This is a genomic window from Sodalis sp. RH24, assembly GCF_047324145.1.
Classification (GTDB): domain Bacteria; phylum Pseudomonadota; class Gammaproteobacteria; order Enterobacterales; family Enterobacteriaceae; genus Acerihabitans.
The window spans coordinates 3,641,991-3,668,095 of the sequence record NZ_CP178729.1; the positions used below are offsets into that span (position 1 = coordinate 3,641,991).

At 56.0% G+C, this 26,105-nt stretch carries 24 protein-coding genes; 13 read left to right on the plus strand and 11 right to left on the minus strand.

What is annotated here, in order from left to right:
• Window positions 1–382 precede the first annotated feature (382 nt).
• Complete coding sequence (locus ACL2XG_RS16555) at window positions 383–1,276, minus strand: LysR family transcriptional regulator (protein ID WP_413721718.1); 894 nt, start codon at window positions 1,274–1,276, stop codon at window positions 383–385.
• Window positions 1,277–1,372: 96 nt separating this feature from the next.
• Between ACL2XG_RS16555 and ACL2XG_RS16560 the strand changes: the two genes are divergently transcribed.
• Entirely contained in the window at window positions 1,373–2,233 is an 861-nt protein-coding gene (locus ACL2XG_RS16560) for an aldo/keto reductase family oxidoreductase (protein WP_410012925.1), read from the plus strand.
• A gap of 148 nt (window positions 2,234–2,381) precedes the next feature.
• On the opposite strand, the gene ACL2XG_RS16565 is transcribed toward ACL2XG_RS16560, so the two are convergent.
• On the minus strand, window positions 2,382–3,287 hold the full coding sequence (locus tag ACL2XG_RS16565; RefSeq protein WP_413721717.1) for an Rpn family recombination-promoting nuclease/putative transposase: 906 nt from the start codon (window positions 3,285–3,287) through the stop codon (window positions 2,382–2,384).
• A gap of 293 nt (window positions 3,288–3,580) precedes the next feature.
• Entirely contained in the window at window positions 3,581–4,180 is a 600-nt protein-coding gene (locus ACL2XG_RS16570) for a LysE family translocator (protein ID WP_410012928.1), read from the minus strand.
• A 108-nt stretch (window positions 4,181–4,288) separates the two neighbouring features.
• Between ACL2XG_RS16570 and ACL2XG_RS16575 the strand changes: the two genes are divergently transcribed.
• Window positions 4,289–5,155, plus strand: coding sequence for a LysR substrate-binding domain-containing protein (locus ACL2XG_RS16575; protein WP_413721716.1), 867 nt, complete (start codon window positions 4,289–4,291; stop codon window positions 5,153–5,155).
• A 59-nt stretch (window positions 5,156–5,214) separates the two neighbouring features.
• Here the strand turns inward: ACL2XG_RS16575 and ACL2XG_RS16580 are convergent, their stop codons facing one another.
• From ACL2XG_RS16580 to rpmH, 6 genes are all read right to left on the minus strand, one after another.
• Window positions 5,215–5,499 carry a CopG family transcriptional regulator gene (locus ACL2XG_RS16580; RefSeq protein WP_413721715.1) on the minus strand — a complete coding sequence of 95 codons (285 nt, stop codon included), beginning with the start codon at window positions 5,497–5,499 and terminating at the stop codon, window positions 5,215–5,217.
• Between the two features lie 16 nt (window positions 5,500–5,515).
• Entirely contained in the window at window positions 5,516–6,880 is a 1,365-nt protein-coding gene (gene mnmE / locus ACL2XG_RS16585; protein ID WP_413721714.1) for a tRNA uridine-5-carboxymethylaminomethyl(34) synthesis GTPase MnmE, read from the minus strand.
• 95 nt (window positions 6,881–6,975) lie between these two features.
• Window positions 6,976–8,622 (minus strand): membrane protein insertase YidC, encoded by a 1,647-nt coding sequence (gene yidC / locus ACL2XG_RS16590; protein ID WP_410012932.1) that lies wholly within the window; start codon window positions 8,620–8,622, stop codon window positions 6,976–6,978.
• 2 nt (window positions 8,623–8,624) lie between these two features.
• The gene (gene yidD, locus ACL2XG_RS16595; protein ID WP_410012933.1) at window positions 8,625–8,882 is read right to left on the minus strand and encodes a membrane protein insertion efficiency factor YidD; all 258 of its coding nucleotides are present in this window, start codon (window positions 8,880–8,882) and stop codon (window positions 8,625–8,627) included.
• Window positions 8,846–9,205 carry a ribonuclease P protein component gene (gene rnpA, locus ACL2XG_RS16600; protein WP_162368594.1) on the minus strand — a complete coding sequence of 120 codons (360 nt, stop codon included), beginning with the start codon at window positions 9,203–9,205 and terminating at the stop codon, window positions 8,846–8,848. Before rnpA ends, yidD begins: the two co-directional genes overlap by 37 nt.
• Before the next feature lie 17 nt (window positions 9,206–9,222).
• Window positions 9,223–9,366 carry a 50S ribosomal protein L34 gene (gene rpmH, locus ACL2XG_RS16605; RefSeq protein WP_162368595.1) on the minus strand — a complete coding sequence of 48 codons (144 nt, stop codon included), beginning with the start codon at window positions 9,364–9,366 and terminating at the stop codon, window positions 9,223–9,225.
• Window positions 9,367–10,010: 644 nt separating this feature from the next.
• On the opposite strand from rpmH, the gene dnaA reads away from it, so the two are divergent.
• The 6 genes from dnaA (at window position 10,011) to yidA (ending at window position 19,026) form a co-directional block, all read left to right on the plus strand.
• The gene (gene dnaA / locus ACL2XG_RS16610; protein ID WP_413721713.1) at window positions 10,011–11,405 is read left to right on the plus strand and encodes a chromosomal replication initiator protein DnaA; all 1,395 of its coding nucleotides are present in this window, start codon (window positions 10,011–10,013) and stop codon (window positions 11,403–11,405) included.
• A 3-nt stretch (window positions 11,406–11,408) separates the two neighbouring features.
• Window positions 11,409–12,509 (plus strand): DNA polymerase III subunit beta, encoded by a 1,101-nt coding sequence (gene dnaN / locus ACL2XG_RS16615; protein ID WP_410012935.1) that lies wholly within the window; start codon window positions 11,409–11,411, stop codon window positions 12,507–12,509.
• Between the two features lie 24 nt (window positions 12,510–12,533).
• Window positions 12,534–13,628, plus strand: a complete 1,095-nt coding sequence (gene recF, locus ACL2XG_RS16620; RefSeq protein WP_410012936.1) for a DNA replication/repair protein RecF — start codon at window positions 12,534–12,536, stop codon at window positions 13,626–13,628.
• Between the two features lie 18 nt (window positions 13,629–13,646).
• On the plus strand, window positions 13,647–16,061 hold the full coding sequence (gene gyrB, locus ACL2XG_RS16625; protein ID WP_410012937.1) for a DNA topoisomerase (ATP-hydrolyzing) subunit B: 2,415 nt from the start codon (window positions 13,647–13,649) through the stop codon (window positions 16,059–16,061).
• Window positions 16,062–16,358: 297 nt separating this feature from the next.
• Window positions 16,359–18,047, plus strand: coding sequence for an ankyrin repeat domain-containing protein (locus tag ACL2XG_RS16630; protein WP_413721712.1), 1,689 nt, complete (start codon window positions 16,359–16,361; stop codon window positions 18,045–18,047).
• A 163-nt stretch (window positions 18,048–18,210) separates the two neighbouring features.
• Window positions 18,211–19,026, plus strand: a complete 816-nt coding sequence (yidA, locus tag ACL2XG_RS16635) for a sugar-phosphatase (RefSeq protein WP_413723517.1) — start codon at window positions 18,211–18,213, stop codon at window positions 19,024–19,026.
• A 64-nt stretch (window positions 19,027–19,090) separates the two neighbouring features.
• Here the strand turns inward: yidA and uxuA are convergent, their stop codons facing one another.
• Both uxuA and ACL2XG_RS16645 read right to left on the minus strand, forming a co-directional pair.
• Window positions 19,091–20,275 carry a mannonate dehydratase gene (gene uxuA, locus ACL2XG_RS16640; protein WP_413721711.1) on the minus strand — a complete coding sequence of 395 codons (1,185 nt, stop codon included), beginning with the start codon at window positions 20,273–20,275 and terminating at the stop codon, window positions 19,091–19,093.
• Window positions 20,276–20,333: 58 nt separating this feature from the next.
• Entirely contained in the window at window positions 20,334–21,641 is a 1,308-nt protein-coding gene (locus ACL2XG_RS16645) for an MFS transporter (RefSeq protein WP_410012941.1), read from the minus strand.
• Between the two features lie 283 nt (window positions 21,642–21,924).
• On the opposite strand from ACL2XG_RS16645, the gene ACL2XG_RS16650 reads away from it, so the two are divergent.
• The 5 genes from ACL2XG_RS16650 (at window position 21,925) to ACL2XG_RS16670 (ending at window position 25,931) form a co-directional block, all read left to right on the plus strand.
• Complete coding sequence (locus tag ACL2XG_RS16650) at window positions 21,925–22,617, plus strand: FadR/GntR family transcriptional regulator (RefSeq protein WP_410012942.1); 693 nt, start codon at window positions 21,925–21,927, stop codon at window positions 22,615–22,617.
• A gap of 249 nt (window positions 22,618–22,866) precedes the next feature.
• Window positions 22,867–23,565 carry a FadR/GntR family transcriptional regulator gene (locus ACL2XG_RS16655; RefSeq protein ID WP_410012943.1) on the plus strand — a complete coding sequence of 233 codons (699 nt, stop codon included), beginning with the start codon at window positions 22,867–22,869 and terminating at the stop codon, window positions 23,563–23,565.
• Window positions 23,562–24,458, plus strand: a complete 897-nt coding sequence (locus ACL2XG_RS16660) for a 2-dehydro-3-deoxygalactonokinase (RefSeq protein ID WP_410012944.1) — start codon at window positions 23,562–23,564, stop codon at window positions 24,456–24,458. Before ACL2XG_RS16655 ends, ACL2XG_RS16660 begins: the two co-directional genes overlap by 4 nt.
• Window positions 24,442–25,065 carry a 2-dehydro-3-deoxy-6-phosphogalactonate aldolase gene (locus ACL2XG_RS16665; protein WP_410012945.1) on the plus strand — a complete coding sequence of 208 codons (624 nt, stop codon included), beginning with the start codon at window positions 24,442–24,444 and terminating at the stop codon, window positions 25,063–25,065. Before ACL2XG_RS16660 ends, ACL2XG_RS16665 begins: the two co-directional genes overlap by 17 nt.
• A gap of 98 nt (window positions 25,066–25,163) precedes the next feature.
• Window positions 25,164–25,931 carry an SDR family oxidoreductase gene (locus ACL2XG_RS16670; protein WP_413721710.1) on the plus strand — a complete coding sequence of 256 codons (768 nt, stop codon included), beginning with the start codon at window positions 25,164–25,166 and terminating at the stop codon, window positions 25,929–25,931.
• Window positions 25,932–26,105: the final 174 nt, after the last annotated feature.

Genomic DNA, 26,105 nt, shown 5'->3' on the forward strand with positions numbered 1-26,105 from the left:
CAAACAAATAATAGATTATGTTTACAAGACAATGACGCGTTGTTTTATTCCGCAGCGAAATAACATTGACCCGCCGCGTGGCCACACCCGGCCGACGGCGGCGTTTGGGTATTAAAAAGGCGATGAAAAGTAACCTAATAATAACAGCCTCATGCCGTTATCAATGAGAGATCGGTCAGCTTATTAACAGGAGTGTAATAATTAATTAGCCGGATATTTTTCGGTGAGCCTGGTTGAACGGGGACGGTGCTTGCCGGTAAAAGCACAATTAATATTAAACGGGCGGCTGTTTATTAAATAAATTTATTCTTTAGTCTCTTAAATATCAATTTTTATTAATGAATGGTCTGACTTATTATGTCGCTATATAGAGTTACTGTTGCTACTCGCGAATAAAATCAATAAAGGCGCGCAGCGGCGCCGGCACCAGCCGCCGGTCCGGGTAATACAGATAAGGACCGGAAAAATCCGTCCACCAGGATTCCAGTATCGGCTCCAGCGCGCCGCTGGCGAGATGGGGACGCAGCCACTCTTCGAACAGCTGGATCACCCCGATGCCCGCCACCGCCGCTTCCACCGCCAGATCCACCGCCGCCCCTACGCTTACGATAAGCGGTCCCGAGGGCTGCACCCTGACCCTTTCGCCATCTTTGGCAAATTCCCATTCCGGCATGATGCCGCTGGCATATTTACCGCGCAGGCACGCGTGGCGCAGCAGGTCCCGGGGATGCGCCGGCCGGCCCCGGCGGTCAAGGTAGCCGGGCGCCGCGGCGACGGCAAAACGCTGTCGCCTGGGGCCGATGGGGACGGCAATCATATCCTGCTCCAGCTTTTCGTCGTAGCGTATGCCCGCGTCGCAGCCGGCGGAAAAGATATCCACCACATTGCTGTCTGCCATTATTTCGAGCTGTATTTCAGGATATCGGGCCAGAAACGCCGGGATGATGCCGGGTAAGACCAAACGCACCGCGCTGACGGGCACATTCAGCCGCAGGGTGCCGCTGGGGGTATCGCGAAAGGCGTTGACGGCATCAAGCGCCGATTCCACTTCGTTCATTGCCGGCAGCAACCGATCCAATAACATCTTTCCGGCGGCGGTCAGCGCCACGGAACGGGTGGTGCGATTAAACAACCGCACGCCGAGCTGCTGCTCGGCGCGGCGCACGGCATCGCTCAGGCGCGAGGGATTGCTGTTGATGGCCCGGGCCGCTTCCCGGAAACCGCCGGCTTTGGCCACTGCCATTACCGCGTTCAGCAGCCCAAGATCGATTTGCATTGTCCAGAATCCCGCACAGCCCGTCTCTATTTAACCCTATAGTCGCACAGGACCGCAACGCCTACAATGGTGGATATATTGCACAGGAGAGCCACTATGACAAACAACAACACCGCCGCCGGCACTTATCAACTCGGCCACCGCCAGGTCAACCGTATCGGCTATGGGGCCATGCAACTGGCGGGGCCGGGCGTATTCGGCCCACCCAAGGATCCCGCCATGTGCCTGCGCGTGCTGCAAGACGCGGTGGCCGCCGGCGTCAACCATATTGATACCTCCGATTTTTATGGGCCGCACATCACCAACCGGCTGATCAAAGACGCGCTCCACCCCTATGCCGCCGATCTGTGTATTGTTACCAAGGTAGGCGCGCGCCGGGATGACAAGGGGGGTTGGCACCCGGCCTCTTCAAAGGAAGAGCTCACTCAAGCGGTCGAAGATAACCTGCGTCATCTTGGGCTGGATGTGATCGAGGTGGTCAACCTGCGCAGTATGCTGGATATTCAGCATCCGGTGGAGGGCTCCCTGGAAGCGCCGCTTACCGCGCTGGCCGAGTTAAAGCAGCGCGGCCTGATTCGCCATATCGGCCTGAGTAACGTCACGCCAACGCAGATAGACGATGCCCGGAAGATCACCCCCATCGCCTGTGTACAGAATTTCTATAATCTCGCTAATCGCCAGGACGACGCCCTCATTGATACGCTTGCCGCCCAGGGTATTCCCCTGGTGCCGTTTTTCCCGCTGGGCGGATTTTCGCCGCTGCAATCCGGGGCGCTCAATGATGTCGCGCGCCGGCTGAATGCCACCCCCATGCAGGTGGCTTTGGCCTGGCTGTTGCAGCGCTCGCCGAATATTTTGCTGATCCCCGGCACGTCGTCGCCGGCGCATCTGCGGGAAAATCTGGCGGCGGCCGAAGTGCGGCTATCGGCGGAAGATGTCGCGCTGCTGGAGCAGTAGGGCGGTCGGCGGCTAAACGCGGCTTGTGCTTATCTTACTACTGGATAGGTCGTGGGGCGTTTTCACGTTATTGAGCCGCCATGATAAGTTGTATCAAGAGGCAGCGGCAGACTGCTGGCGGCATGTTCCCGGGGCGGAAATGTCGCTTTTATGCCCCGGCGTCCGCCAGGGCATCAAGTTCCGCGTCGCCCAAGCCGGTAACCTGTGATACCGTGGCCCGATCCAGGCCCATGGCCAGCATGTTACGGGCGATTTCTTTATCTCGCTCGCTGCGTCCTTCATTTCGTCCTTCCTGTCGTCCTTTCAATACCCAGTGCTCTGCGATGGTCATCATCTCCTCCTTGTAGCGTGGCGTATTTCTTCCCAGATTACGGAAAAAAATCTCCGGGTCAAGGCTATTCGCTTCCTGCGCCAGGTAGTGCATCAGGCATACCACCAGCTCTTTGCCGGGAGGCGCCAACTCCAGCAATAAGGCGATATCCCGCAGCCGAAGGTTAATATCCCTGTCCCGGATATGCTTTTGTACATACTCCAGCAACGCCGCTTTACGGTGGGTTTTGATTTCATCGTCGGGGATAACCGTCACATCCACCAGGGGAAACGGCTGACAATACAGCGCCTGCGCCAACGCCGGGTCGTGAAAGCCGTCCAGCCAGCGGGTGCTGTAGGGATAGGGGCTGCGGGTCCCGTGGTAGAACAACAGCGGTATCACCAGCGGCAGCGTGTTATTGCCCTGGGCAAGGTGGCGGTGCATCGCCGCCACGCTATAGCGTAGAAGGCGAAACGCCATCATCTCATCGGCGCTGGACTGATGCTCAATCAGGCAATAGATATACCCCGCTCCCGCCGTGGTACGCAGGCTGTAAAGGATATCGCAGCACTGTGTGCTCATATCGTCCTCGATAAAGGTGCCGGAGGTGATGGCCAGCGTCCCTAAGTCGCACATTTCCCGCAGCACCGGCGGCAAATGTATGTGCAGGAAATCGGTTACGACGCCGATATCGCTAAAAAATTGCCTGAATAACGAATCATGGGGTGTGGGGAATGTTTTCATCGGCGTACTGTAGCGGCGTTATGGTATACAGGATATAAACGCCATTGCGGGGGGAGGGAGGCCGATATCAATTTGTGGGGAGGTGCGCATTTTAATGAAACGTCTATGCGCGCGCTCCTGTATGTTTGATAATTATTTTTTAAATTAATGCGATAATGCCATTATTTAATAGCTGACTTTCGTCGTTCGATCGGCTTTTTTGATTTTAGTGGGTTTGTCATTTCTTCATCGGTAACACAGACAGTGTTATTCCGCTCGTGTTTTGCCGCGCCGCTCAAGGCGAAGAGTATTATTCATTCTAGCCACATCGGAATAATGGACACAGCGAGCAGAATGCCCAATAAAGCGTTGAGCGCATGCCATTGCGTATCTGTCCGAAGCAGGCGGGCGAGTAGCAAGCCGGCGATGCACCAAAGGGACAGGGAAAGGATCGCCGCCAGCCCGAACGAACCTCCGAGGGTGAGGGCGAGATGAATTGGCCCGGCCGCCAGCGAGGCGAAGGAGGCGGCGGCGCCTAAGGTCATCGCCCAGCCTTTCGGGTTGTGCCAGACCAGCCAGACCGCGCCGAAGAATCCCGTGGGCCTGGCAATGTTCGAATGCAGGTGTGGCGGGCCGCTGCGCGCCATTTTCCATGCGAGCCATAACAGGTAAAGGGTGCCGACGAGCTTCATGGCAAGCTGGAGAGATGGAAACGCCAAAATAACGCTTCCTAGTCCGGCAGCGGCACCGGCGGCCATGGCGGCAAGACCCACCGCGATCCCGCACATCAATGGCAAGGAGCGGCGATAGCCAAAATGGGCGCCGGACGCGGTAGCTAACGTCGTGGCGCCGCCCGGCGTTATCGTCGAGACCATGACAAACAGAACCAATGGCAGAAACTCAGCGATGGACATGCAATTCTCCCCACGCATCTCAAACGTATTGGGGAACTCTATCGCGGCGCCATGCATAATTGAATCTCATATTGTGCATGGCATGCATTACAAGTCATAATGCATGCCATGGCTCGCAATCTCGATATCGTTCTACTTCGCACCTTCGTCGCCGTCGCCGATCACGCCAGCATGACAGCGGGCGGTAATGCTTTGCATCTTACGCAGAGCGCGGTCAGCCAGCAGATTGCCCGGCTGGAGGACTTATCCGGCGCATTATTTATACGTCAGAACAGAGCTCTTCGCCTGACCTCAAACGGAGAGCGGTTCCTGGCAAAGGCAAGGCGCCTTATCACTTTGAATGACGAGCTGTGGGCCGAGATGGCGGAAGGACCCATAGATGGCCTCGTCCGCCTTGGCGCGCCTTATGATCTGGTCGGAACCTGGCTACCTCCGATCCTGAAGGCTTTTTCGCAAGCGTATCCGCAGGTGGATATCAAACTTGTTTGTCTTGCTTCCCCTGAACTGTTGACCGCCATTACTGATGGCGCAATAGATCTCGCCCTGATCGAGGAGCCGGTCGGGACGTCGGGGGGAGAATGCCTGGCGGTGGATCGTCTGGTCTGGGTCGGCGCGAAGGGCGGCGCGGCGTATCTGAAGAACCCGCTTCCGGTTTCCATGGTCGCGGAAACCTGCGCTTTTCGCCCCGTTGTTTTGCAGGCGCTCAGCGCATGCGATCTTGCCTGGCGAACGATGTTCGAGAGCGGCAGCATTGATGCGACACGGGCCACGGTTCAGGCTGATTTGGCGGTAACGGTGTGGCTGGCCTCGACCGTTCCGACCGATTTCAGCATTCTGCCCTTTGGCGAGAACCTGCCCAAACTTCCCCTGTTCGCCATCAATCTTTACCACGCGAAAGGACAGCTTCCACGTGCAGTGAGCGAACTCGCGCAGCAAATACGCCATAGCGTGGGCGTCCCTTCTTACAGAAGCTAAAAAATGTATATGCAATTGATTTAAAAATTTATTTTGGGTAATAAACTCACGGCGGCGAATTAACGGGGTTGCGGTTCGCTCTGAGATGATGAGTTGTGGCATTCAGGACTATCCTTGCCCGCTTCTGTTCCCCAATCACGCAGCCAGGCGTTGATTTCATCACCGGTCAGATGCAAACCGCTCTCCTGGTAGTGATGCCAAGAGTCGATGGCTTCCCGCTTAAAACTCTCGCGTGCATCCGCCCACTCTTTGACACGCGTTTTAAGCCTGTCGTCGATTTTGAGAGGGATAGCGGGTGTTGACATGATGGCGTCCAACAAAGCAAAAGATGTTATTTTTTCCAAGATTACCTTTCCGTTCTCACTTCCCGATACAAAAACTCGAAAATATCCTCCCCAGCAAATCATCCGAGCTGAATTCCCCGGTAATTTCGCTGAGCGCCTGCTGCGCCAGCCGCAGTTCTTCCGCCAGCAACTCCCCCGCGTAAGCACTTACTAACTGTTCTTTACCCTGTACCAGATGCGCGCCAGCGATATCCAGCGCCTGTAAATGCCGCCGCCTGGCCAGGAACCCGCCCTCAAGGCTGCCGTTAAAGCCCACGCTCTGCTGTAAATGCGCGCGCAGCAGATCAACGCCATCGCCGGACTGGGCGGAAAGGGTAATAAGTGAGTGGCCATTTACTTCGGTGATACCCGGTGCTTCACCGGTCAGGTCGGCCTTATTGCGGATTACCGTCAGCGGCATGGCCGGCGGAAGGCGGGCAATCAGTTCCGGCCACAGCTGGTCTGGGTCGTTAACGGCGGTGCGGGCGCCGTCCACCATCAGCAATACGTGGTCGGCCTGCTCGATTTCCCGCCAGGCGCGTTCAATGCCGATGCGCTCCACTTCGTCGCCGGCTTCGCGCAGGCCGGCGGTGTCGATAATATGCAGCGGCATGCCGTTGAGCAGGATATGTTCGCGCAGCACGTCGCGGGTAGTGCCGGCGATGGCGGTGACGATAGCCGCCTCGCGCCCGGCCAGGGCGTTCAGCAGGCTGGATTTGCCGGCGTTGGGCCGCCCCGCGATGACGACCTTCATGCCCTCGCGCAGCAGGCTGCCCTGGCGGGCCTCTGAGCGCACCTGGCGCAGGTCGTCCATGACGCGGTTAAGGCTGCCTTCGATTTTGCCATCGGAAAGGAAATCAATTTCCTCATCCGGGAAGTCGATGGCCGCTTCGACATAGATGCGCAAGTTAGTAAGTGCTTCCACCAAATGATGCACGCGCTGGGAAAATACGCCCTGTAACGAGTTTACCGCCGAACGGGCCGCCTGCTCGGAGCTGGCGTCGATTAAGTCGGCAATGGCCTCGGCCTGGGCCAGATCCAGCTTATCATTGAGAAACGCGCGCTCGGAGAACTCTCCCGGACGGGCGATACGCAGCCCTGGCAGGGCCAGGATGCGTTTTAACAGCATATCCAGTATCACCGGGCCGCCGTGGCCCTGCAGCTCCAGCACGTCCTCGCCGGTGAAGGAATGGGGGCCGGGAAAAAACAGTGCGATGCCCTGGTCCAGCGTGGTGCCGTCCACCGCGCGAAACGGCAGGTAATCGGCATAACGGGGCTTGGGCAACGTGCCGAGCACCTGGCGCGCCACCTCCGCGGCCATGGGCCCGGAAACGCGCAGCATGCCTACCCCGCCTCGTCCGGGCGGCGTCGCTTGGGCAACGATGGTATCCATTTGGCTCATACTGTTCTCTCTTCGCGCCGCTGGCGCGCTTAAAAAAACCAAGGCGGTCAGATGACCGCCTTGGCAGGGTTTAGCGTCCGGAAAACCGACTGGGGTTATTTCTTTTTGTCCCGGCTGTGCAGGCCGCGTTTTTCCAGGCCGCGATAAATCAGCTGCTGCTGGATAATGGTCACCATGTTGCTGACGATATAGTACAGCACCAGGCCGGAGGGGAACCACAGGAAGAACACCGTAAAGATGACCGGCATGAAGGTCATCACTTTCTGCTGCATCGGATCGGCGACGGTGGTCGGCGACATCTTCTGAATGAAGAACATCGTGATGCCCATCAGGATCGGCAGGATATAGTACGGGTCTTGGGCGGACAGGTCTTGTATCCACAGGATAAACGGCGCGCCGCGCAGCTCGATGGAGCCCATCAGCATATAGTACAGCGCCAGGAATATCGGCATCTGCACCACCAGCGGCAGGCAGCCGCCCAGCGGATTGACCTTCTCGGATTTATACAGCGCCATCATTTCCTGGCTCATGCGCTGCTTATCGTCGCCGATTTTCTCGCGCATGGCCGCCAGCTTCGGCTGCAACATGCGCATCTTCGCCATGGAGGTGTACTGCGCCTTGGTCAGCGGGTACATAATGCCACGGACGATAAAGGTGATGACGATGATCGAGAAGCCCCAGTTACCCACATAGCTGTGGATAAACTTCAGCAGCTTAAACAGCGGCTGGCTGATAAACCACAGCCAGCCGTAGTCCACGGTCAAATCCAGATGCGGGGCGATGGCCGCCATCTTGTCCTGGATTTCGGGGCCGACCCATAACGTGGCGTCCAGGGTGCTTTCACCGCCCGGGGCAACGGTGACCGGCGAGGATTTAAACCCCACCGCGGCCTGGCCGTTATCCATATGGGTGGTAAAAAACGTATTGGTGCCCTGGGTGCCCGGGATCCAGGCGGTGGCGAAATATTGTTGCAGCATGGCTACCCAGCCGCCCTGGGTATTGATGCTCAGCGGCCCGTCTTTAATATCGCTGAAGCTGTATTTCTTATATTTGGTGTCGCTGGACGAGTAGGCCGCGCCGCGATAGGTGTGCAGGGCAAAGTTGCTGCTGCCGGTATCGCGATGCTTGGGTAAATCGACGGATTGCTTCAGCTGGCCGAACAGGGCCAGTTCAAGCGGCTTATCGCCGGTGTTCTTAACAGCGTACTCGACGCCCACCGCGTAGTCGCCCCGTTTCAGGATAAAGGTCTTGGTGTACACCACGCCGTCGGCGCCGGTGTAGGTCAGCGGCACGCGCAGCTCGCCCTGGTTATCGGCCAGCACATAGGTGTCCTGGTTGATGTTATACAGCGGGCGCTCGCCGTTGGCCGGGTTGTCCGGGCCGTTTTTGCCGGTCAGGCCGCTTTGCGCCTGGTAGACAAACTCGGGGGAGGTTTCCAGCAGGTGGAACGGCTGATCGGAACCCAGTTTATCCGGATAAGTCAGCAGATGGGCCTGCTCGATATCGCCGCCGCGGGTATTGATGGTCAGTGAAAGCACATCGGTTTTCACGTTGATCAGTTGCCCCTGCCCGCTGGCGGGTAGTCCCTGAGTTACTGCTGCGTCACCGGTTGCCGTGTTCGCTGTCTGTTGCGTTGTCGTGACGGCCTGCTGCTGCGGATTGTGGTCCGTCTGCCAGGTCTGCCAGATCATGAAAGACACAAACAGCAGAGCGATGACAAGAAGATTGCGTTGCGAATCCATCTTTAATGTTCTCTGTTATCGTTGGTTTTCGGCGGCACGGGGTCATCGCCACCTGGGTTCAAAGGATGGCATTTTAATACGCGTTTCAATGTCAACCAACTGCCTTTTAACATTCCGAACCGGCGTATCGCCTCAATACCGTACTGCGAGCAACTGGGCTGGAACCGGCAGTGAGATCCCAGCAACGGGCTGATAAACAGTTGATACCCGCGTATCAACCCGATTAACAACCAGGAGACTGGCGACAATGGCGGCGCCATAATTTTTCCAACGCTTCCGTCAAGGCATGGTTATCCAAATCCTGCACCCCTTTCTTGGCGATGACGACAAAATCCATGGCGGGCAGGGCGTGCTGGTGCGTCCGGAAACTTTCGCGGGTAAGCCGCTTGATCCGGTTGCGTTCATGGGCCCGTTTGACATGTTTTTTGGCGACCGTCAGACCGACGCGGGGATGCCCCAGCGTATTCAGGCGGCCGAGGATGGTGATTTGCGGCGTGCCGGCCCGTTGTGGCTGCTGGAAGACGAAAGTAAAATGATTGGGAGTTAACAACCGTAACTCCCTGGGAAATGCTAGCTTAACCACCGGGGGGGTTAGCTTTATTACTTAGAAGATACGGACAGACGTGTACGGCCTTTAGCACGACGACGTGCCAAAACCAGACGACCATTCTTCGTTGCCATACGAGTACGGAAACCGTGGGTACGGTTGCGTTTCAAGACGGACGGTTGGAAAGTGCGTTTCATAGCGATTTATACCTAACAAATGTGTGACTTCACAGTAAACGCGTTTGGCTACTCGGCGTGAAAAAGACCGACGCCTCAATCGCATCAAAGGACAAAGAGGCGGGGATTGTAATAATTGTACAGTCCTGAGTCAATTCTCATCACGTTTTACCCACCTGGATACCCGTGTCCATCCCGGCAACCCCGTCTGAAAATCAAACTTAACCAGACAAGCTGACCAGGTGTCACGCGTAGGGCTGAGAATTATACGGGTTCCGGGGCAAAGCGCAAGGATCTGCCGGGATCAAGCGCATTATTATTAGGATCCCGCGGCGGCGGGCAGTGGTCGGAAATCAGACTATGCTTAATTTCACTGATATAAGAGTTACATTTTATCCAGCGAATGGAGAATCGGTTACACTCTTTCGCGCCCCTGGGAGCCTGTGGATAAAAAGGATCAAAACTGTGTAGAAGAGGAGGATCTTGGACGCGCTTTGCGTTATGATCCGCAGTCCCTGACGGGGATCCTCCGGGGATTTCGTCGCGGTAAACCGTTAAAGGCGGTTCGCGGGCTGCCATCGCGGTAGCCGGTGTCAAAAAGATGATCCTGAATCATACAGTTGTGTTTCTTTTCTTTTGTTGATCTTGTTCGATTGGAGTCCGCCGTGTCACTTTCGCTTTGGCAGCAATGCCTTGCCCGACTACAGGATGAATTACCTGCCACAGAATTCAGTATGTGGATTCGCCCTTTGCAGGCGGAGCTCAACGACAACACGCTGGCGCTATATGCTCCGAATCGTTTTGTCCTGGATTGGGTGCGCGATAAATATCTGAATAATATCAATGGGTTGTTAAACGATTTTTGCGGCACCGATGCGCCTTTGCTGCGTTTTGAAGTCGGCAGCAAGCCGCCGTTATCGGTGGTGGTCGCCCATCAGCAGCCGGTCAACCATGCCAGCGAGGCGCCGGTGCAGGCGTCCCGTCCCAGGCCCGCGCGGCCAAGCTGGGACAGCTCGCCGGTGCAGCCTGAATTGTCCTACCGTTCAAATTTAAATCCGAAACATAATTTTGATAATTTCGTCGAGGGTAAATCCAACCAGCTGGCGCGCGCGGCGGCGCGGCAGGTGGCGGACAATCCCGGCGGCGCTTATAACCCGCTGTTTTTGTACGGCGGTACCGGCCTGGGCAAGACCCATCTGCTGCAGGCGGTGGGCAACGGCATCATGGCGCGTAAGGCCAATGCCCGGGTGGTGTATATGCATTCCGAGCGTTTTGTGCAGGATATGGTGAAGGCCCTGCAGAACAACGCCATTGAAGAATTTAAACGCTACTATCGCTCCGTCGACGCCCTGCTGATCGATGATATCCAGTTTTTTGCCAATAAAGAGCGTTCGCAGGAAGAGTTTTTCCATACCTTTAATGCGCTTTTGGAAGGTAATCAGCAAATCATCCTGACCTCCGATCGTTATCCCAAGGAGATCAACGGGGTGGAGGATCGTCTGAAATCACGTTTCGGTTGGGGTCTGACGGTCGCGATCGAACCGCCGGAGCTGGAGACCCGCGTGGCGATCCTGATGAAAAAAGCCGACGAGAACGATATCCGCCTGCCGGGGGAAGTGGCTTTTTTTATCGCCAAACGGCTACGCTCCAATGTGCGTGAGCTGGAGGGCGCGCTGAACCGGGTAATCGCCAACGCCAACTTTACCGGCCGCGCCATTACCATCGATTTTGTGCGCGAGGCGCTGCGCGATCTGCTGGCGCTGCAGGAAAAACTGGTCACCATCGATAATATCCAGAAAACCGTGGCGGAATATTATAAAATCAAGGTGGCCGATCTGCTGTCGAAGCGGCGATCCCGCTCCGTGGCGCGTCCGCGGCAGATGGCGATGGCGCTGTCGAAAGAGCTGACCAACCATAGCCTGCCGGAAATCGGCGACGCGTTCGGCGGACGCGATCATACGACGGTGCTGCATGCCTGCCGGAAAATCGAGCAGCTGCGTGAAGAGAGCCACGATATCAAAGAAGATTACTCCAACTTAATCAGAACATTATCTTCCTAAACTATGAAATTTATCGTTGAACGAGAGCATCTGCTTAAACCACTGCAACAGGTCAGCAGCCCGCTGGGCGGCCGTCCCACCCTGCCGATCCTGGGCAATTTGTTATTGCAGGTCGCCGAAGACAGTCTGTTGCTGACCGGCACCGACCTGGAAATGGAGATGGTGGCGAAAGTGGCCCTGTCCCAGCCCCATGAGCCGGGGGCGACCACCGTGCCGGCGCGGAAATTTTTTGATATCTGCCGCGGCCTGCCCGATGGGGCGGAGATCACGGTGATATTGGAAAGCGATCGCATGTTGATCCGCTCCGGGCGCAGCCGTTTTTCGCTGTCGACCCTGCCGGCGACCGATTTTCCCAATCTGGACGACTGGCAGAGCGATGTCGAATTCACCCTGCCCCAGTCCACGCTTAAGCGCCTGATTGAATCGACTCAGTTTTCCATGGCCCATCAGGATGTGCGCTATTACCTCAACGGCATGCTGTTTGAAACCGAAGGCGAAGAGTTGCGTACCGTGGCCACCGACGGCCATCGTCTGGCGGTGTGTTCGATGCCGGTCGGCCAGCAATTGCCCACCCATTCGGTGATCGTGCCGCGTAAAGGGGTCATGGAGCTGGTCAGGATGCTGGACGGCGGCGAAACGCCGCTGAAACTGCAGATAGGCACCAACAATATTCGCGCCAGCGTCGGTGATTATATTTTTACCTCCAAGCTGGTTGACGGACGCTTCCCGGATTATCGCCGCGTATTGCCGAAAAATCCCGATAAAACCCTGGAAGCGGGCTGCGATGTGCTTAAGCAGGCCTTCGCCCGCGCCGCCATTCTCTCCAACGAAAAATTCCGCGGCGTGCGGCTGTACCTCAGCACCGATCAGCTGAAAATTACCGCCAACAATCCCGAACAGGAAGAAGCCGAGGAAATCCTGGACGTTGTTTACCAGGGAACCGAGATGGAAATTGGTTTTAACGTCAGCTACGTACTGGATGTGCTTAACGCCCTGAAAAGCGAAAACGTCCGTTTATTGCTTACCGATGGGGTGTCCAGCGTGCAGATCGAAGACTGCGCCAGCCAGGCGGCAGCATATGTTGTTATGCCGATGCGTCTCTAGAGATGTGGTAAGGTAGTGTGTTAAATGGCCTTGTCCCGCCTGCTTATCCGTGATTTTCGTAATATCGAGTCCGCCGATCTGGCCCTGGCGGCCGATTTTAATTTTCTGGTCGGCGCCAACGGCAGCGGGAAGACCAGCGTGCTGGAAGCCATTTACACCCTCGGGCACGGCCGGGCGTTCCGCAGTTTGCAGATCGGGCGCGTTATCCGCCATGAGCAGCCGGAATTTACCCTCCATGGCCGCATTGACGGCAATACGGCGGACGACCGCCAATCCTCGGTGGGCTTAAGTAAAAGCCGCCAGGGCGATAGCCGGGTGCGCATCGACGGCAGCGACGGCCATAAAATCGCCGAACTGGCCCAACTGCTGCCGATGCAGCTGATTACTCCCGAAGGATTCACCCTGCTTAACGGGGGGCCGAAATACCGTCGCGCCTTTATGGACTGGGGGTGCTTTCATCACGATCCCGATTTTTTCAATGCCTGGAGCAACCTCAAGCGCCTGCTCCGGCAGCGGAATGCGGCGCTGCGCCAGGTCAGCCGGTACGCGCAGCTGCGCGCCTGGGATCAGGAACTGGTGCCCCTGACCGCCAGGATTAGCCAATGGCGCGCCGACTACAGCGCGGCGATAGCGGTGGATATCACCGCCACCTGCGCCCAGTTTTTGCCGGAGTTCCAGCTGGATTTCAGCTTCCAGCGCGGATGGGATCGCGAGAGCGATTACGGCGAGCTGCTGGAGCGTCAGTTTGAGCGCGATCGGGCCTTGACCTATACTGCATCCGGCCCGCATAAAGCGGACTTTCGCATTCGCGCCGACGGGGTGCCGGTGGAGGATATCCTCTCGCGCGGGCAGCTTAAATTATTGATGTGCGCCCTGCGTTTGGCGCAGGGCGAATTTCTCACCCGCCAGAGCGGGCGGCGGTGTCTCTACCTGATAGACGACTTCGCTTCCGAGCTGGATACCGGCCGGCGCCGGTTACTGGCGGAGCGCCTGAAAGCCACCCGGGCACAGGTGTTTGTCAGCGCGCTGAGCGCTGAACAAATCCGTGATATTACGGACGAAAAGGGCAGGATGTTCCAGGTGGAACAAGGTAAAATACGTATTCAATCCGAAGTTTAAAATGAGCGAGAAACGTTGATGTCGAATTCTTATGACTCCTCAAGTATCAAAGTACTCAAAGGACTGGACGCGGTGCGTAAACGCCCAGGGATGTACATCGGTGATACGGATGACGGCACCGGTCTGCACCATATGGTATTCGAGGTTGTGGATAACTCAATTGACGAAGCCCTCGCCGGCCATTGTAAAGAAATCGTGGTTACAATCCACGAAGATAACTCCGTATCGGTCCAGGATGACGGGCGTGGGATCCCCACCGGCATCCATGAAGAAGAAGGCATTTCCGCCGCAGAAGTGATCATGACCGTACTGCATGCCGGCGGTAAGTTCGATGATAACTCGTATAAAGTGTCGGGTGGATTGCACGGCGTGGGTATTTCCGTCGTCAACGCCCTGTCGGAAAAGCTGGAACTGGTGGTGCGGCGCGAAGGCCGCGTCCATGAGCAGACCTACCTGGGCGGGATTCCGCAGGCGCCGCTGGCGGTGGTCGGTGAAACCGACCAGACCGGCACCACCATCCGCTTCTGGCCGAGCTTCGCCACCTTTACCAATAACGTAGAATTTCAATATGAAATCCTGGCCAAGCGCCTGCGCGAACTGTCCTTCCTGAATTCCGGCGTGTCCATCCGCCTGAAGGACAAGCGTAACGATAAAGAAGATCACTTCCACTACCAGGGCGGCATCAAGGCGTTTGTGGAATACCTGAGCAAGAATAAAAACCCGATCCATCCCACCGTGTTTTATTTCTCCACGGAAAAAGACGGTATCGGCGTGGAAATCGCGCTGCAGTGGAACGATGGTTTCCAGGAAAACATTTATTGCTTCACCAACAATATCCCGCAGCGTGACGGCGGTACCCATCTGGTCGGCTTTCGCGCCGCCATGACCCGTACCCTGAATTCGTACATGGATAAAGAAGGCTACAGCAAAAAGGCCAAGGTCAGCGCCACCGGCGACGACGCCCGCGAAGGCCTGATTGCCGTGGTATCGGTGAAAGTGCCCGATCCTAAGTTCTCTTCCCAGACCAAGGACAAACTGGTGTCGTCGGAAGTGAAAACCGCGGTGGAAACCCAGATGAACGAGCGTCTGGTGGCCTATTTGCTGGAAAACCCCACCGACGCCAAAATCGTGGTGGGCAAGATCATTGACGCCGCGCGCGCCCGTGAAGCAGCCCGCAAAGCGCGTGAAATGACCCGCCGCAAAGGCGCGCTGGACCTGGCGGGCCTGCCGGGCAAGCTGGCGGATTGCCAGGAACGCGATCCGGCCTTATCAGAACTGTACCTGGTGGAAGGGGACTCGGCCGGCGGATCCGCCAAGCAGGGCCGTAACCGTAAAAACCAGGCGATTTTGCCGCTGAAGGGCAAGATCCTCAACGTCGAGAAAGCGCGCTTTGACAAGATGCTCTCCTCCCAGGAGGTGGCCACGCTGATTACCGCGCTGGGCTGCGGCATCGGCCGGGATGAATATAATCCCGATAAACTGCGCTATCACAATATCATCATTATGACCGATGCCGACGTCGACGGTTCCCATATCCGTACCCTGCTGCTGACGTTCTTCTATCGTCAGATGCCGGAAATCATCGAGCGCGGCCATGTGTTCATTGCCCAGCCGCCGTTGTATAAGGTGAAAAAAGGCAAGCAGGAACAGTACATCAAGGACGATGACGCCATGGACCAATACCAGATTGCCCTGGCGATGGACGGCGCGGCCCTGCATACCAACGAGCACGCTCCGTCGCTGGCCGGCGCGCCGCTGGAAAGCCTGGTGGCCGAACACTATGCGGTACAGAAAATGATTGGCCGCATGGAACGCCGCTACCCGCGCGCGCTGCTCAATCACCTGATTTACCAGCCTTCGCTCAATGAAGCGGATCTGGCCGACCGGGACCGCGTGACCGCCTGGATTGCCGCGCTGGTGGCGGATTTGAACCAGAACGAAAAGCACGGTAGCAACTACAGTTTTGAAGTTCGTGAAAACCGCGAGCGTCAGCAGTATGAGGCGGTGCTGCGCATCCGTACCCATGGCGTCGATACCGACTATGTGCTTGATTTTGAATTTGTCCATGGCGGCGAATACCGCAAGCTCTGCACCCTGGGTGAAAAACTGCGCGGCCTGGTGGAAGAAGACGCCTTTGTGGAACGCGGCGAACGCCGTTTGACGGTGACCACCTTTGAGCAGGCGCTGGAGTGGCTGGTGAAGGAATCCCGTCGCGGGCTGGCTATCCAGCGCTATAAAGGCCTGGGGGAAATGAACCCGGAGCAATTGTGGGAGACCACCATGGACCCGGAAAGCCGCCGTATGCTGCGTGTCACGGTCAAGGACGCCATTGCCGCCGACCTGCTGTTTACCACGCTGATGGGCGACGCGGTGGAACCACGCCGCGCCTTTATTGAAGAGAATGCCCTGAAGGCGGCCAATATCGATATCTGATATTATGCTAAAGATAAAATGCCCGTGCGCCTTTGGCTGCACGGGTTTTTTTTGGCATCCGTTATATGCTGCGGTTGTTTTTTGTCTGGGCATTAAAGAATAAATAATATAACAACAACCTTAAAAGAAACAATCTGGGGTTCTATCACATCTTGTATTTACTATTAGTAACGCACATCATAATGAAACGGGTAAGATCTGCGTTTATCTCCAACCAGTCTAACCGTGTCAAATTAATTAAAAATGCATCATTTGTTTCGTTTCCGTTTAATTTAAAATGTCTCATCAGGAGAGCTTATGCAGGTTATAACAGCGTCTGTTTATTACCCCCCTTCCGCCTCTGAACACTCAGCCCTGGAACAGAATCACCCGATGGAAAGAATAACTTATACGGCGGAAAAATACGGCAGTTATGAGCATTTTGAAAAGAGCGACGCGTTCAAACACTATATTAAGCAAACAGAGAATGATTTAATCGCTATTGCGGAACTTCTGGAGTGCCATGATCAATTCCGTACAGATATCATCAGTTTTTGCGAAAAATTAAATCATTATGAAAATTTCAGTGCTGAATCAAAAAGGCTTCTGTACATCAATCTTAACCAATGTTTGCATAGTTTTAGACAGTTAAATTCCAATTGTTTTTCTATTGCAAACGTTCATATTAAAGACTCGTTTGGCGATATTTTCAAAAGTTTGAAAAAAAACGTAGGGGAAGTTTTGACCGCCATCTTACTTGCGGATTCGGCGATTGATGGCTTTAAAGCGGTTAGCGGGCATGTATACACCAGAAGGTGCGACATCATTAACGCCATGCTGGCACAACATGTCGCATGCCATCATCAATATTTTGATGATGGCAAAAGGAAGCAATACATTAATGCGTACAAAGGTCATTTGACAAAAGCTAATTGGTTATATCAATATTTATATAAAAATAACACTGTCGGCAAGTATATACTATCCGAGACGGAGCCTTATTTCTTGCCTTTGCTTGAACAACTTAACCGGGCAGTAGATATTGTCAGTGTTATTAAAGACATTGGCAACATGATACGCCATAGGATAGAGAAGATCCTTAATGAGCCGGGGCATCACCTGGACATCGACGGGATGCGGTATTTTAGCGAGTGCGGTCATCAGGCGGTGGAAAAATTTGCGCAATTATCGAGCCCGCCGGTCGATCTCAACACGGTCCTGGCGCGCAATGTGGATAACAATCGGCCCTTCTTACTTAAGGATGCCGATGCTATTTATGGCGCTTTAGCGGAAGCATTGGCGGCGGAAAATAATAAAGAGATTGTATTTCATATTAAGCATGTTCTTATTTTTGGTAGAATTATTGTAAAATCATTTAATGGTTTTTTTTGGGTGGAGTACGAAAGTGTCTTTAGAGGGCCGTTAACCTTGGTGGCATTGTGTTCGGAAAAGGTTCAAGGCGTTTTAGACGACGATCTACTCCGCTTTGCTATTATCAATACACCGTCGGAATTGCTGCTCAATAATTTTTGTTTAGACTGGTGCGGCGATCGTTACAGTGTTTTAAATGATTTTATGGAAGAAAATATTTTTGCGTTGTATAAATGGTATTTCATTAATGGAAAGGTAAATCCTCTTAATAAAGATAAAAATGGCAATACCTTTCTTCATGCCGCCGTCTGCCATAATGACGATAATGCGTACGATTATGTGAAGGATAAACTTGATGTTATTATAAATTGTAAAAATAACTTCGGCGTTACCGCCCTGATGCAGGCTGTGGTTAAGGGAGAAACAAAAATGGTGTTGAATTTATTAGACTGTGAGGAAATTGATATACATATCGCCGAAAAAAATGGCTTTACAGCCTTAGGGTTGGCGGTAAAAAACCAACGCAAAGATATCGAGGTAATATTAAAAAGCCATTCTGTCGCAATGAATAGCCGCAAATGGGCGTTAGGATATGCGAGCAATCAAAGATCCACGGCAATGAACCCCCGAATATAGATGCCACGCGCCGGAGAATTCTTTAACCCGCAGCATTCGGCGTGATAAATTGCTATTTTTATAACATCAAATTGAGCTATTATTATATCGTTAGCGCGCTAATCTGAAAGCGGTACGCCACGGCGGTGTTCAGGTCGTGATGATATTATATAACGAGGATAAGATGGCGATAAAACTGATAGCAATTGATATGGACGGGACGCTGCTGAACCCGCAGCATGAGATCACCCCGGCGGTCAGGCAGGCCATAGACGCGGCGCGAAAGAAAGGCGTTTATGTGGCGCTGGCCACCGGCCGGCCTTTTATCGGGGTGCAGCGCTATCTGCTGGAGTTAAATCTGCTTGGCGAAGGACAATACTGCATCACCAATAACGGCGCCCTGGTGCAGAAAACGGTAAACGGTGAATGCATATCGCAGACCACGCTCGATATCAACGATTACCGCTATCTGGAGGCGCTGTCGCGACAACTGAACGTCCATTTTCACGCGCTGGACTTCGATACCCTCTATACCGCTAATCGGGATATCAGCCCTTATACCGTTCATGAAGCCTATCTAACCGGTATGCCGTTTAAATTCCGCCGCGTGGATGAAATGGACCCCGCTATGCGCTTTCCGAAGGTGATGATGATTGACCCGCCGGCCATCCTGGATCGTGCGATTAGCCACATTCCCGCGCAGGCGTATGAGCGCTACACCATTATGAAAAGTGCCGAATACTATCTGGAATTGCTGAATAAACAGGCTAATAAAGGCGAGGGCGTTAAAGCGCTGGCGGAGCATCTGCACCTGACGGCGGACGAGGTCATGACCATTGGCGATCAGGCCAACGACCTGGCGATGATTAACTACGCCGGCACCGGCGTCGCCATGGGCAATGCCATCGACGAGATCAAGGCGGCCAGCCAGTTTGTCACTAAAACCAATTGGGAAGACGGCGTGGCGGTGGCCATTCGCCAGCTCGTGCTGGACGCGTGAGGCGTGTGGAACGGAGAGCGCCCGCCCCCGGTCGGGAACGGGCGGCATTCAGCGGTGATACGCCTTAGTCGTTAAAAAAAGTCTGCTTAAGCGCCAGCTCGACGCCACGCACTTCCGCCAATCCGCGCAGCCGTCCGATAGCCGAATAACCGGGATTGGTTTTTTTCTTTAAATCATCCAGCATCTGGTGGCCATGGTCCGGGCGCATGGGAATGGCGCGGGTATTGCCCTGTTTGCGCCGGCGCTGCTCTTCGGCCAGGATGACTTTAACCACGCCTACCATATCCACGTCGCCGTCCAGGTGATCGGCCTCGTGGAAGCTTTTCGGGTTTTCCTCCCGGCGGGTGGCGCGCAGGTGGGCAAAATGGATGCGGTCGGCAAAGGTTTCGGCCATCTTAACCAGATCGTTATCGGCGCGCACGCCGTAGGAACCGGTGCACATGCAAAAGCCGTTATTGATGCTGTCGACGGTCTCTTTCAGCCATTGCATATCCTCGATGGTGGAGACAATGCGCGGCAGGCCGAGGATCGGACGCGGCGGATCGTCCGGGTGTACCGCCATCACGATGCCGGATTCCTGCGCCGCCGGCACGATGGCCTTGAGGAATTCGGCCATATGTTCGCGCAGTTTGGCTTTATCGATGCCGTCGTAGCGCGCCAGCTGCGCCAGGAACTGTTCCAGCGTGTAGCCTTCCTCGGCGCCCGGCAGGCCGGCGATGATATTGGCGGTCAGCTGGTCGATTTGTTCCTGGCTCATGGCGGCAAAATACTCCGCTGCCTGGCGCTGCTCATCGGCGTTATAGTCCTCTTTGGCGCCCGGACGCTTGAGGATATGCAGTTCAAATGCCGCGAAGGCGATAGCGTCGAAGCGCAGCGCCCGGGATCCGTCGGGCATCGGGTAGGCCAGATCGGTGCGGGTCCAGTCCAGTATCGGCATAAAGTTGTAGCAAACGGTGTCGATGCCGCAGGCGCCCAGGTTGCGCAGGGACTGCTGGTAATTGGCGATATACTGGCGGTAATTGCCGGTGTGGGTCTTGATATCCTCATGCACCGGGACGCTTTCCACCACCGACCATACCAGTCCTTTTTCCGCCAGGATGGCCTGGCGTTTCTTGATTTCCTCGACGGTCCAGATTTCGCCGTTGGGAATATGGTGCAGGGCGGTAACGATACCGGTGGCTCCCGCCTGGCGGGCGTCGTCCAGCGATACCGGATCGTTAGGGCCGTACCAGCGCCATGTATGTTCCATAATTCACTCCTTGCTGTTTAACGTAGCGGTGCGTAGCCGGGCTTTGAGCCGCAAAGGGCTACGCAGCGGATTGTTCTTCAATCGGATTTTTGACGATAAAGAAATAAGATAACGCGCCGGCGAAAGTGACGCATGAACAAATAATCAAGGCCAGATTAAACGAGTGGGTGGTATCTACCACCCAGCCGGTCACAATTGGCGCAAAAGAGGCGCAGATAAAGCTGCCGAAGTTCTGGATGCTGCTTACCGACGCCACCATGCGCGAGGGCGCCATGACCTGCACCAGCCCCCAGGCGGAGGTACCGGCGAAATGGATAAAAAACAGCGCCAGGCTGATAAAGGCCACCGCCATGGTGGTGGACGTGGATTGTACCACCAGCAGGGTGCAGGCGGCGGAGCACACCAGGCCAAAGCAGATCAGCGTCTTGCGGCTTTTAATCAGGGAATAGCCTTTCTTGGCCAGCCGGTCGGCCACCACGCCGTTGACCAGCATGCCGATGGAGCCGAACAGGAAGGGGATTGCCGCCACCCAGCCGGTATTGGCCAGGCTTAGCCCGCGTTCGGCCTGCAGGTAGCCCGGCAGCCAGGACAAATACAGCCAGCCGGTATAGTTCACGCCGCTGAAACCCAGGATCATGCCCCATACCGTGCGGCGTTTAAACAGCGCGCCCCATTCGCCGAAGGACAGGCGGGTGACGTTGCGCGGCGTGGCGGAAGCATCCAGGTATTGCTGCTCCTCGGCGGTAAGCGGAAAGCGCTCACGGTTGCGATACCAGACGCACCAGCATAACGCGATGACAATGCCGGCGACGCCAATCATCACAAACATGGTGCGCCAGCCGAACGCCAGCAGGAGCGCAACCAGGATCGGCGGGGCAAAAGCTTGCCCGAGGGTGGTGGAGGAATTGAATATGCCCACCGGCACGCCGCGTTCCCTGGGATGGAACCAGTCGCCGATCACCTTTACACCGCTGGGCATAAACGGCGCTTCGCCGATGCCAAGGCCGATGCGCAGCATAATAAAATGGGAAAATGAATTCACCGAACCGGCCAGCGCCTGCATCAGCGACCAGAAGAACAGGCCGCCGCCAAGCACGATGCGCGGGCCAAAGCGGTCGAGCAGGATACCGCTGGGCAATTGGGCTATGCCGTAGGATAACGAAAAGGCCGACAGCAAGACGCCGAATTCGGTGGCGGATAATCCCAGATCGCCGCGGATCGCCTGGTTGGCGACGGACAGCGAGCCGCGATCGAGAAAGTTAATGATCCCGGCGATAAATAATAAAATCAGCGAGACCGTTTGGATCTTTTTGATCCGGGCCGTTTTTTGCAGCGGCTGCAATTGATCAAGGGCAATGGTGGGCATACAAGGATCCTCACAGCGATTTTTTTGTTGTCTTATTGACCCTGTAAGAGAATCACTTCACGATGGTTACAGGGAAAAGGACTGAAGGTCTGGTGGTCAGGCCACTGGACCTGGCTACTATTCCTTAACATTTGGTTGATTTCCGTGATGCAGATCTCATTAATCGTCTTAAGCGCAGAGATCCGCGGCGATTAATTTTTTTTGCCGTCCCGGCCGCTGTGTTAAGCTCTCGCCAATTTAACGGCTGACGTGCCGGCGATACGGGTTTTGCGCTGGAGGCAATATGGAATTACCTACGCTTAAAGTTGAACGTCTTTACCGGCAGATTTCCAATTTACTGATCGGGTGTATCAATACCGGTCAGTTCAAGCCAGGCGAAATGATTCCCGCCGAGCGGGAACTGGCGAAACAGCTCGGCGTCAGCCGTTCTTCCATCCGCGAGGCGCTGATTGCGCTGGAAATTACCGGCTGGGTGGAAATCCGCACCGGCAACGGCGTTTTTGTCGCCGATCCCTTGCCCAAACTCTCCCAGCCCCACGCCGATGAAGAGTTCAGCCTGAAATCCCTGATCAAGGCGCGGCAAATCTTCGAGTCAACGATGGCGGAACTGGCCGCGCGCAACGGCACCGATGACCAACGCGCCGAATTGCGGGAAGTGACCCACGATTTAACCCAGCTGCATGTCAACGATGAAAAATTCCTGCGCGAGGATAAGCGTTTTCATGTGCTGATCAGTGAAATGACCGGCAATGAAGTGCTGCGCGATATGATGGAATATCTGTGGAACAAACGTAAAAGCTCGCGTTTTGTCCGGCTGGAAAGCCATTATGCCGATAACGATTTTCCGTTGTCCATGAATCGCGATCACAATGATATCGCCCAGGCGATTATCGAGCGCGACGCCGCGCGTGCCAGGCTGTGCATGGAATTGCATCTGCAGCATGTCTACGATCGCCTGTTCGACGACGGGAAGTAGCCCGCGCGGCATTGGCGGTTTACCGTAGCAGTGTATCCTCCCCGCTTTTCCATCTTCCGGCCATGCGCGTGGCGTTCGCCGCCCATGGCATGTCTAAAACGTGATCCAGATTGTAGTACAATATAAAAATATGGTGCTACAATAGTTCACAGGTTCTTAGCGCTTAAAGCAAAATTGTGCAGCAGTGCCGCGACATAAAACCATTAAATGATAAAGTGGCCTTATTTTTATCACTTTGTGGGAAATGTTATGGACCGTCAGGCTCTCAGCAAAACCGATCGCATCATCCATGAAATGGGCCAGCAGATCGTCAGCGGTAAGTATATCCCCGGAACGGGACTGCCGTCGGAAGCGGATTTGTGCGAGGAGTTCGAAACCTCGCGCAATATCATACGTGAAGTGCTGCGCGCCCTGATGGCCAAGAATTTAATCGAGATTATTCGTTATCGCGGCGCCTTCGTTTGCGCGCGCAATAAGTGGAATTACCTGGATACCGATGTCTTGCAGTGGGTGCTGGCGCTGGATTATGACCCGCGGTTAATCGCCTCGCTGACCGAGGTGCGCCATCTGGTGGAACCGACCATCGCGCGGTGGGCGGCCGAGCGGGCCACCTCCGGCGAACTGGCGGTTATCGAGACGGCGCTGAACGAGATGATTGCCAACAGTCACGATCGTGATGCCTTTAATGAGGCGGATATCCGTTACCACCAGGCGGTGCTGAGCGCGGTGCATAATCCGGTGCTGCAACAGCTGGGCGTGGCCATCAGCTCGTTGCAACGCGCGGTGTTCGAGCGCACCTATATGGCGGACGAAGGCAATATGCCGCGCACGCTGCAAGAGCATAAAAACTTATACGACGCCATCAGGCATCAGGATTGCGAGGCGGCGGAGCAGGCGGCGGTCACCATGATTGCCAGCTCGACCAAAAGGCTGAAGGACATAACATGAGCAACAGTTATATCGCCATAGATTGGGGATCGACAAACTTACGCGCCTGGCTGTACCTGGACGGCGAACTGGCCGGCAGCCAGCAGTCCGAGGCCGGGGTCACCCGTTTGGGCTCGCGCACGGCGGAGCAGGTATTCCATGAGGTGCTGGCGCCCTGGCGGCAGCACGATGTGCCGGTGGTGATGGCCGGCATGGTGGGCAGCAATGCCGGCTGGGTGCCGGTGCCCTACCTGCCATGCCCCACGCGGCTGGGCGACCTGGCCGGACGGCTGACCCTGGTGGCGCAGGCCGCGCCGCGGAAGGCCTGGATTATTCCCGGCATCAGCATTATCGGCGACGGCAACTGCAACGTGATGCGCGGCGAGGAGACCCAGCTTCTCGGGGCCTACTGTTCCCAGCCCGGCGCCCTGTACCTGATGCCCGGCACCCACAGTAAATGGGTGCGCGTCAATGACGGCGTGATCGATGATTTCCGCACGGTGATGACCGGAGAACTGCACCATTTATTGATGAAGCAGTCGCTGGTGGGCGTCGGCGTCGGCGAACAGCGGCCGAACCCGGATATTTTCCGCCAGGGAATGGAGCAGGGCTTCCGTGAAAGCCATATTCTGCGGTGCCTGTTCGAAACCCGCGCCGCCCACGTGCTGGGCCAGCTGGATACCAGCGCGGTGAGCGAATGGCTCTCCGGCCTGTTGATTGGCAATGAAGTGGCGCAGATGCAGCGCGGCTGGGCCATCGGCGGCGGTGAAACCATTACCATTATCGGCAATCCGTCGCTTGCGGCCCGCTATCGTCAGGCGCTGCAATATGCGGGTCTTAACGACCGGTTACTGGATGGCGATGCGTCATTCCAGGCCGGCATAAGGAGCATAGTCAATGAACTGGAACGATAAACTTCCCCTAATCGCCATCCTGCGCGGTATTACGCCCGGCGAAGTGCTGGAGCATGTCGAGGCGCTGCTGGCGGCGGGATTTGACGCGGTGGAAATCCCTTTGAACTCGCCGAACTGGCAGGAAAGTATCGGCAAAACGGTGCAGGCGTTTGGCGACCGCGCGCTGATCGGCGGCGGCACGGTGCTGAAGCCCGCGCAGGTGGACGAGCTGGCATGGCTGGGCGGCAAGCTGCTGGTCACGCCCAATATCCAGCCTGACGTGATCCGCCGCGGCGTAAGCCATGGCATGGCGGTATGTCCCGGGTGCGCCACCGCCACCGAGGCTTTTACCGCTCTGGACGCCGGTGCGCAGGCGCTGAAAATTTTCCCGTCGGTGTCGTTCGGTCCGGATTATATTAAAGCGCTGAAAGCGGTACTGCCGCCGGAAATACCGGTATTCGCCGTCGGCGGCATTACGCCGGAAAATCTGCATCTCTACCTGAAGGCCGGATGTATCGGCGCGGGCCTGGGTAGCGATCTTTACCGCGCCGGCCAGCCGGTCGGCCGCACGCGGGAGCAGGCCGCGGCTTTTGTCGCCGCTTACCGGGCCGCGGCGCAGGCACGCTAGTCCCGCCGTCCGGCGCGCGGCTAGCCGCTTGATGCTCTTCCGTGCGCCCGGCGAAGCGACCAAGGCTGTGTTACGCTTAACGGAAAGGGGGGAATACCATGACGGGTTTATTTGATTTGTCCGGGCGCACCGCACTGGTCACCGGATCGGCGCGCGGCCTGGGTTTTGCCTATGCCAAGGGCCTGGCCGGGGCCGGGGCCGCCGTGATCCTTAACGGCCGGCATGAGGATACCCTGGCGGCGGCGGTGGCCGAGCTCCGCGGGCAAGGGCTGGCCGTGCGCGGTATGGCGTTTGACGTCACCGATGAGCAGCAGGTGGCGGCGGTATTCGCCCGGCTGGATGACGAGGGCGCGCACGTGGATATCCTGATAAACAATGCCGGTATCCAGCATCGCCAGCCGCTGGTCGACCTGAAGCTTGCCGACTGGCGGCGGGTGATCGACACCAACCTGACCAGCGCATTTATCGTATCCCGCGAGGCGGCATCCAGGATGATCGCCAAAGGCGGCGGCGGTAAAATTATCAATATCTGTTCATTGACCAGCGAGGCCGCGCGCGCAACCGTTGCGCCCTATACGGCGGCGAAAGGCGGCATCAAGATGCTGACCCGCGCCATGGCGGCGGAGTGGGCCGGGTATAATATCCAGGCCAACGGCATTGGCCCGGGCTATTTTATTACCGAAATGAATACCGATCTGGTGAACAACGCGGAGTTTGACGCCTGGGTTAAAAGCAGCAATCCGTCCAAACGCTGGGGTAAACCGGAAGAGCTGATCGGCACCGCCATATACCTGGCCTCTTCGGCGTCCGACTATGTCAGCGGGCAGATCATCTATGTCGACGGCGGATGGCTTTCAGTGTTGTAACGCGCCTGGGCGCCGGGCAGGGTTTCACCCGGCCCGCAAACCTTTTTCGTCCCGCCGGTCAGAATATGACCGGCTTTTTTATGCCTGGCGTCCAGAATACGCCGTTTTCAGTCCCGGGCGCCGGCGTTTTCCCGCCGTTGGATTGCCTAAAGTGTGATCCAGATTGTAGTACAA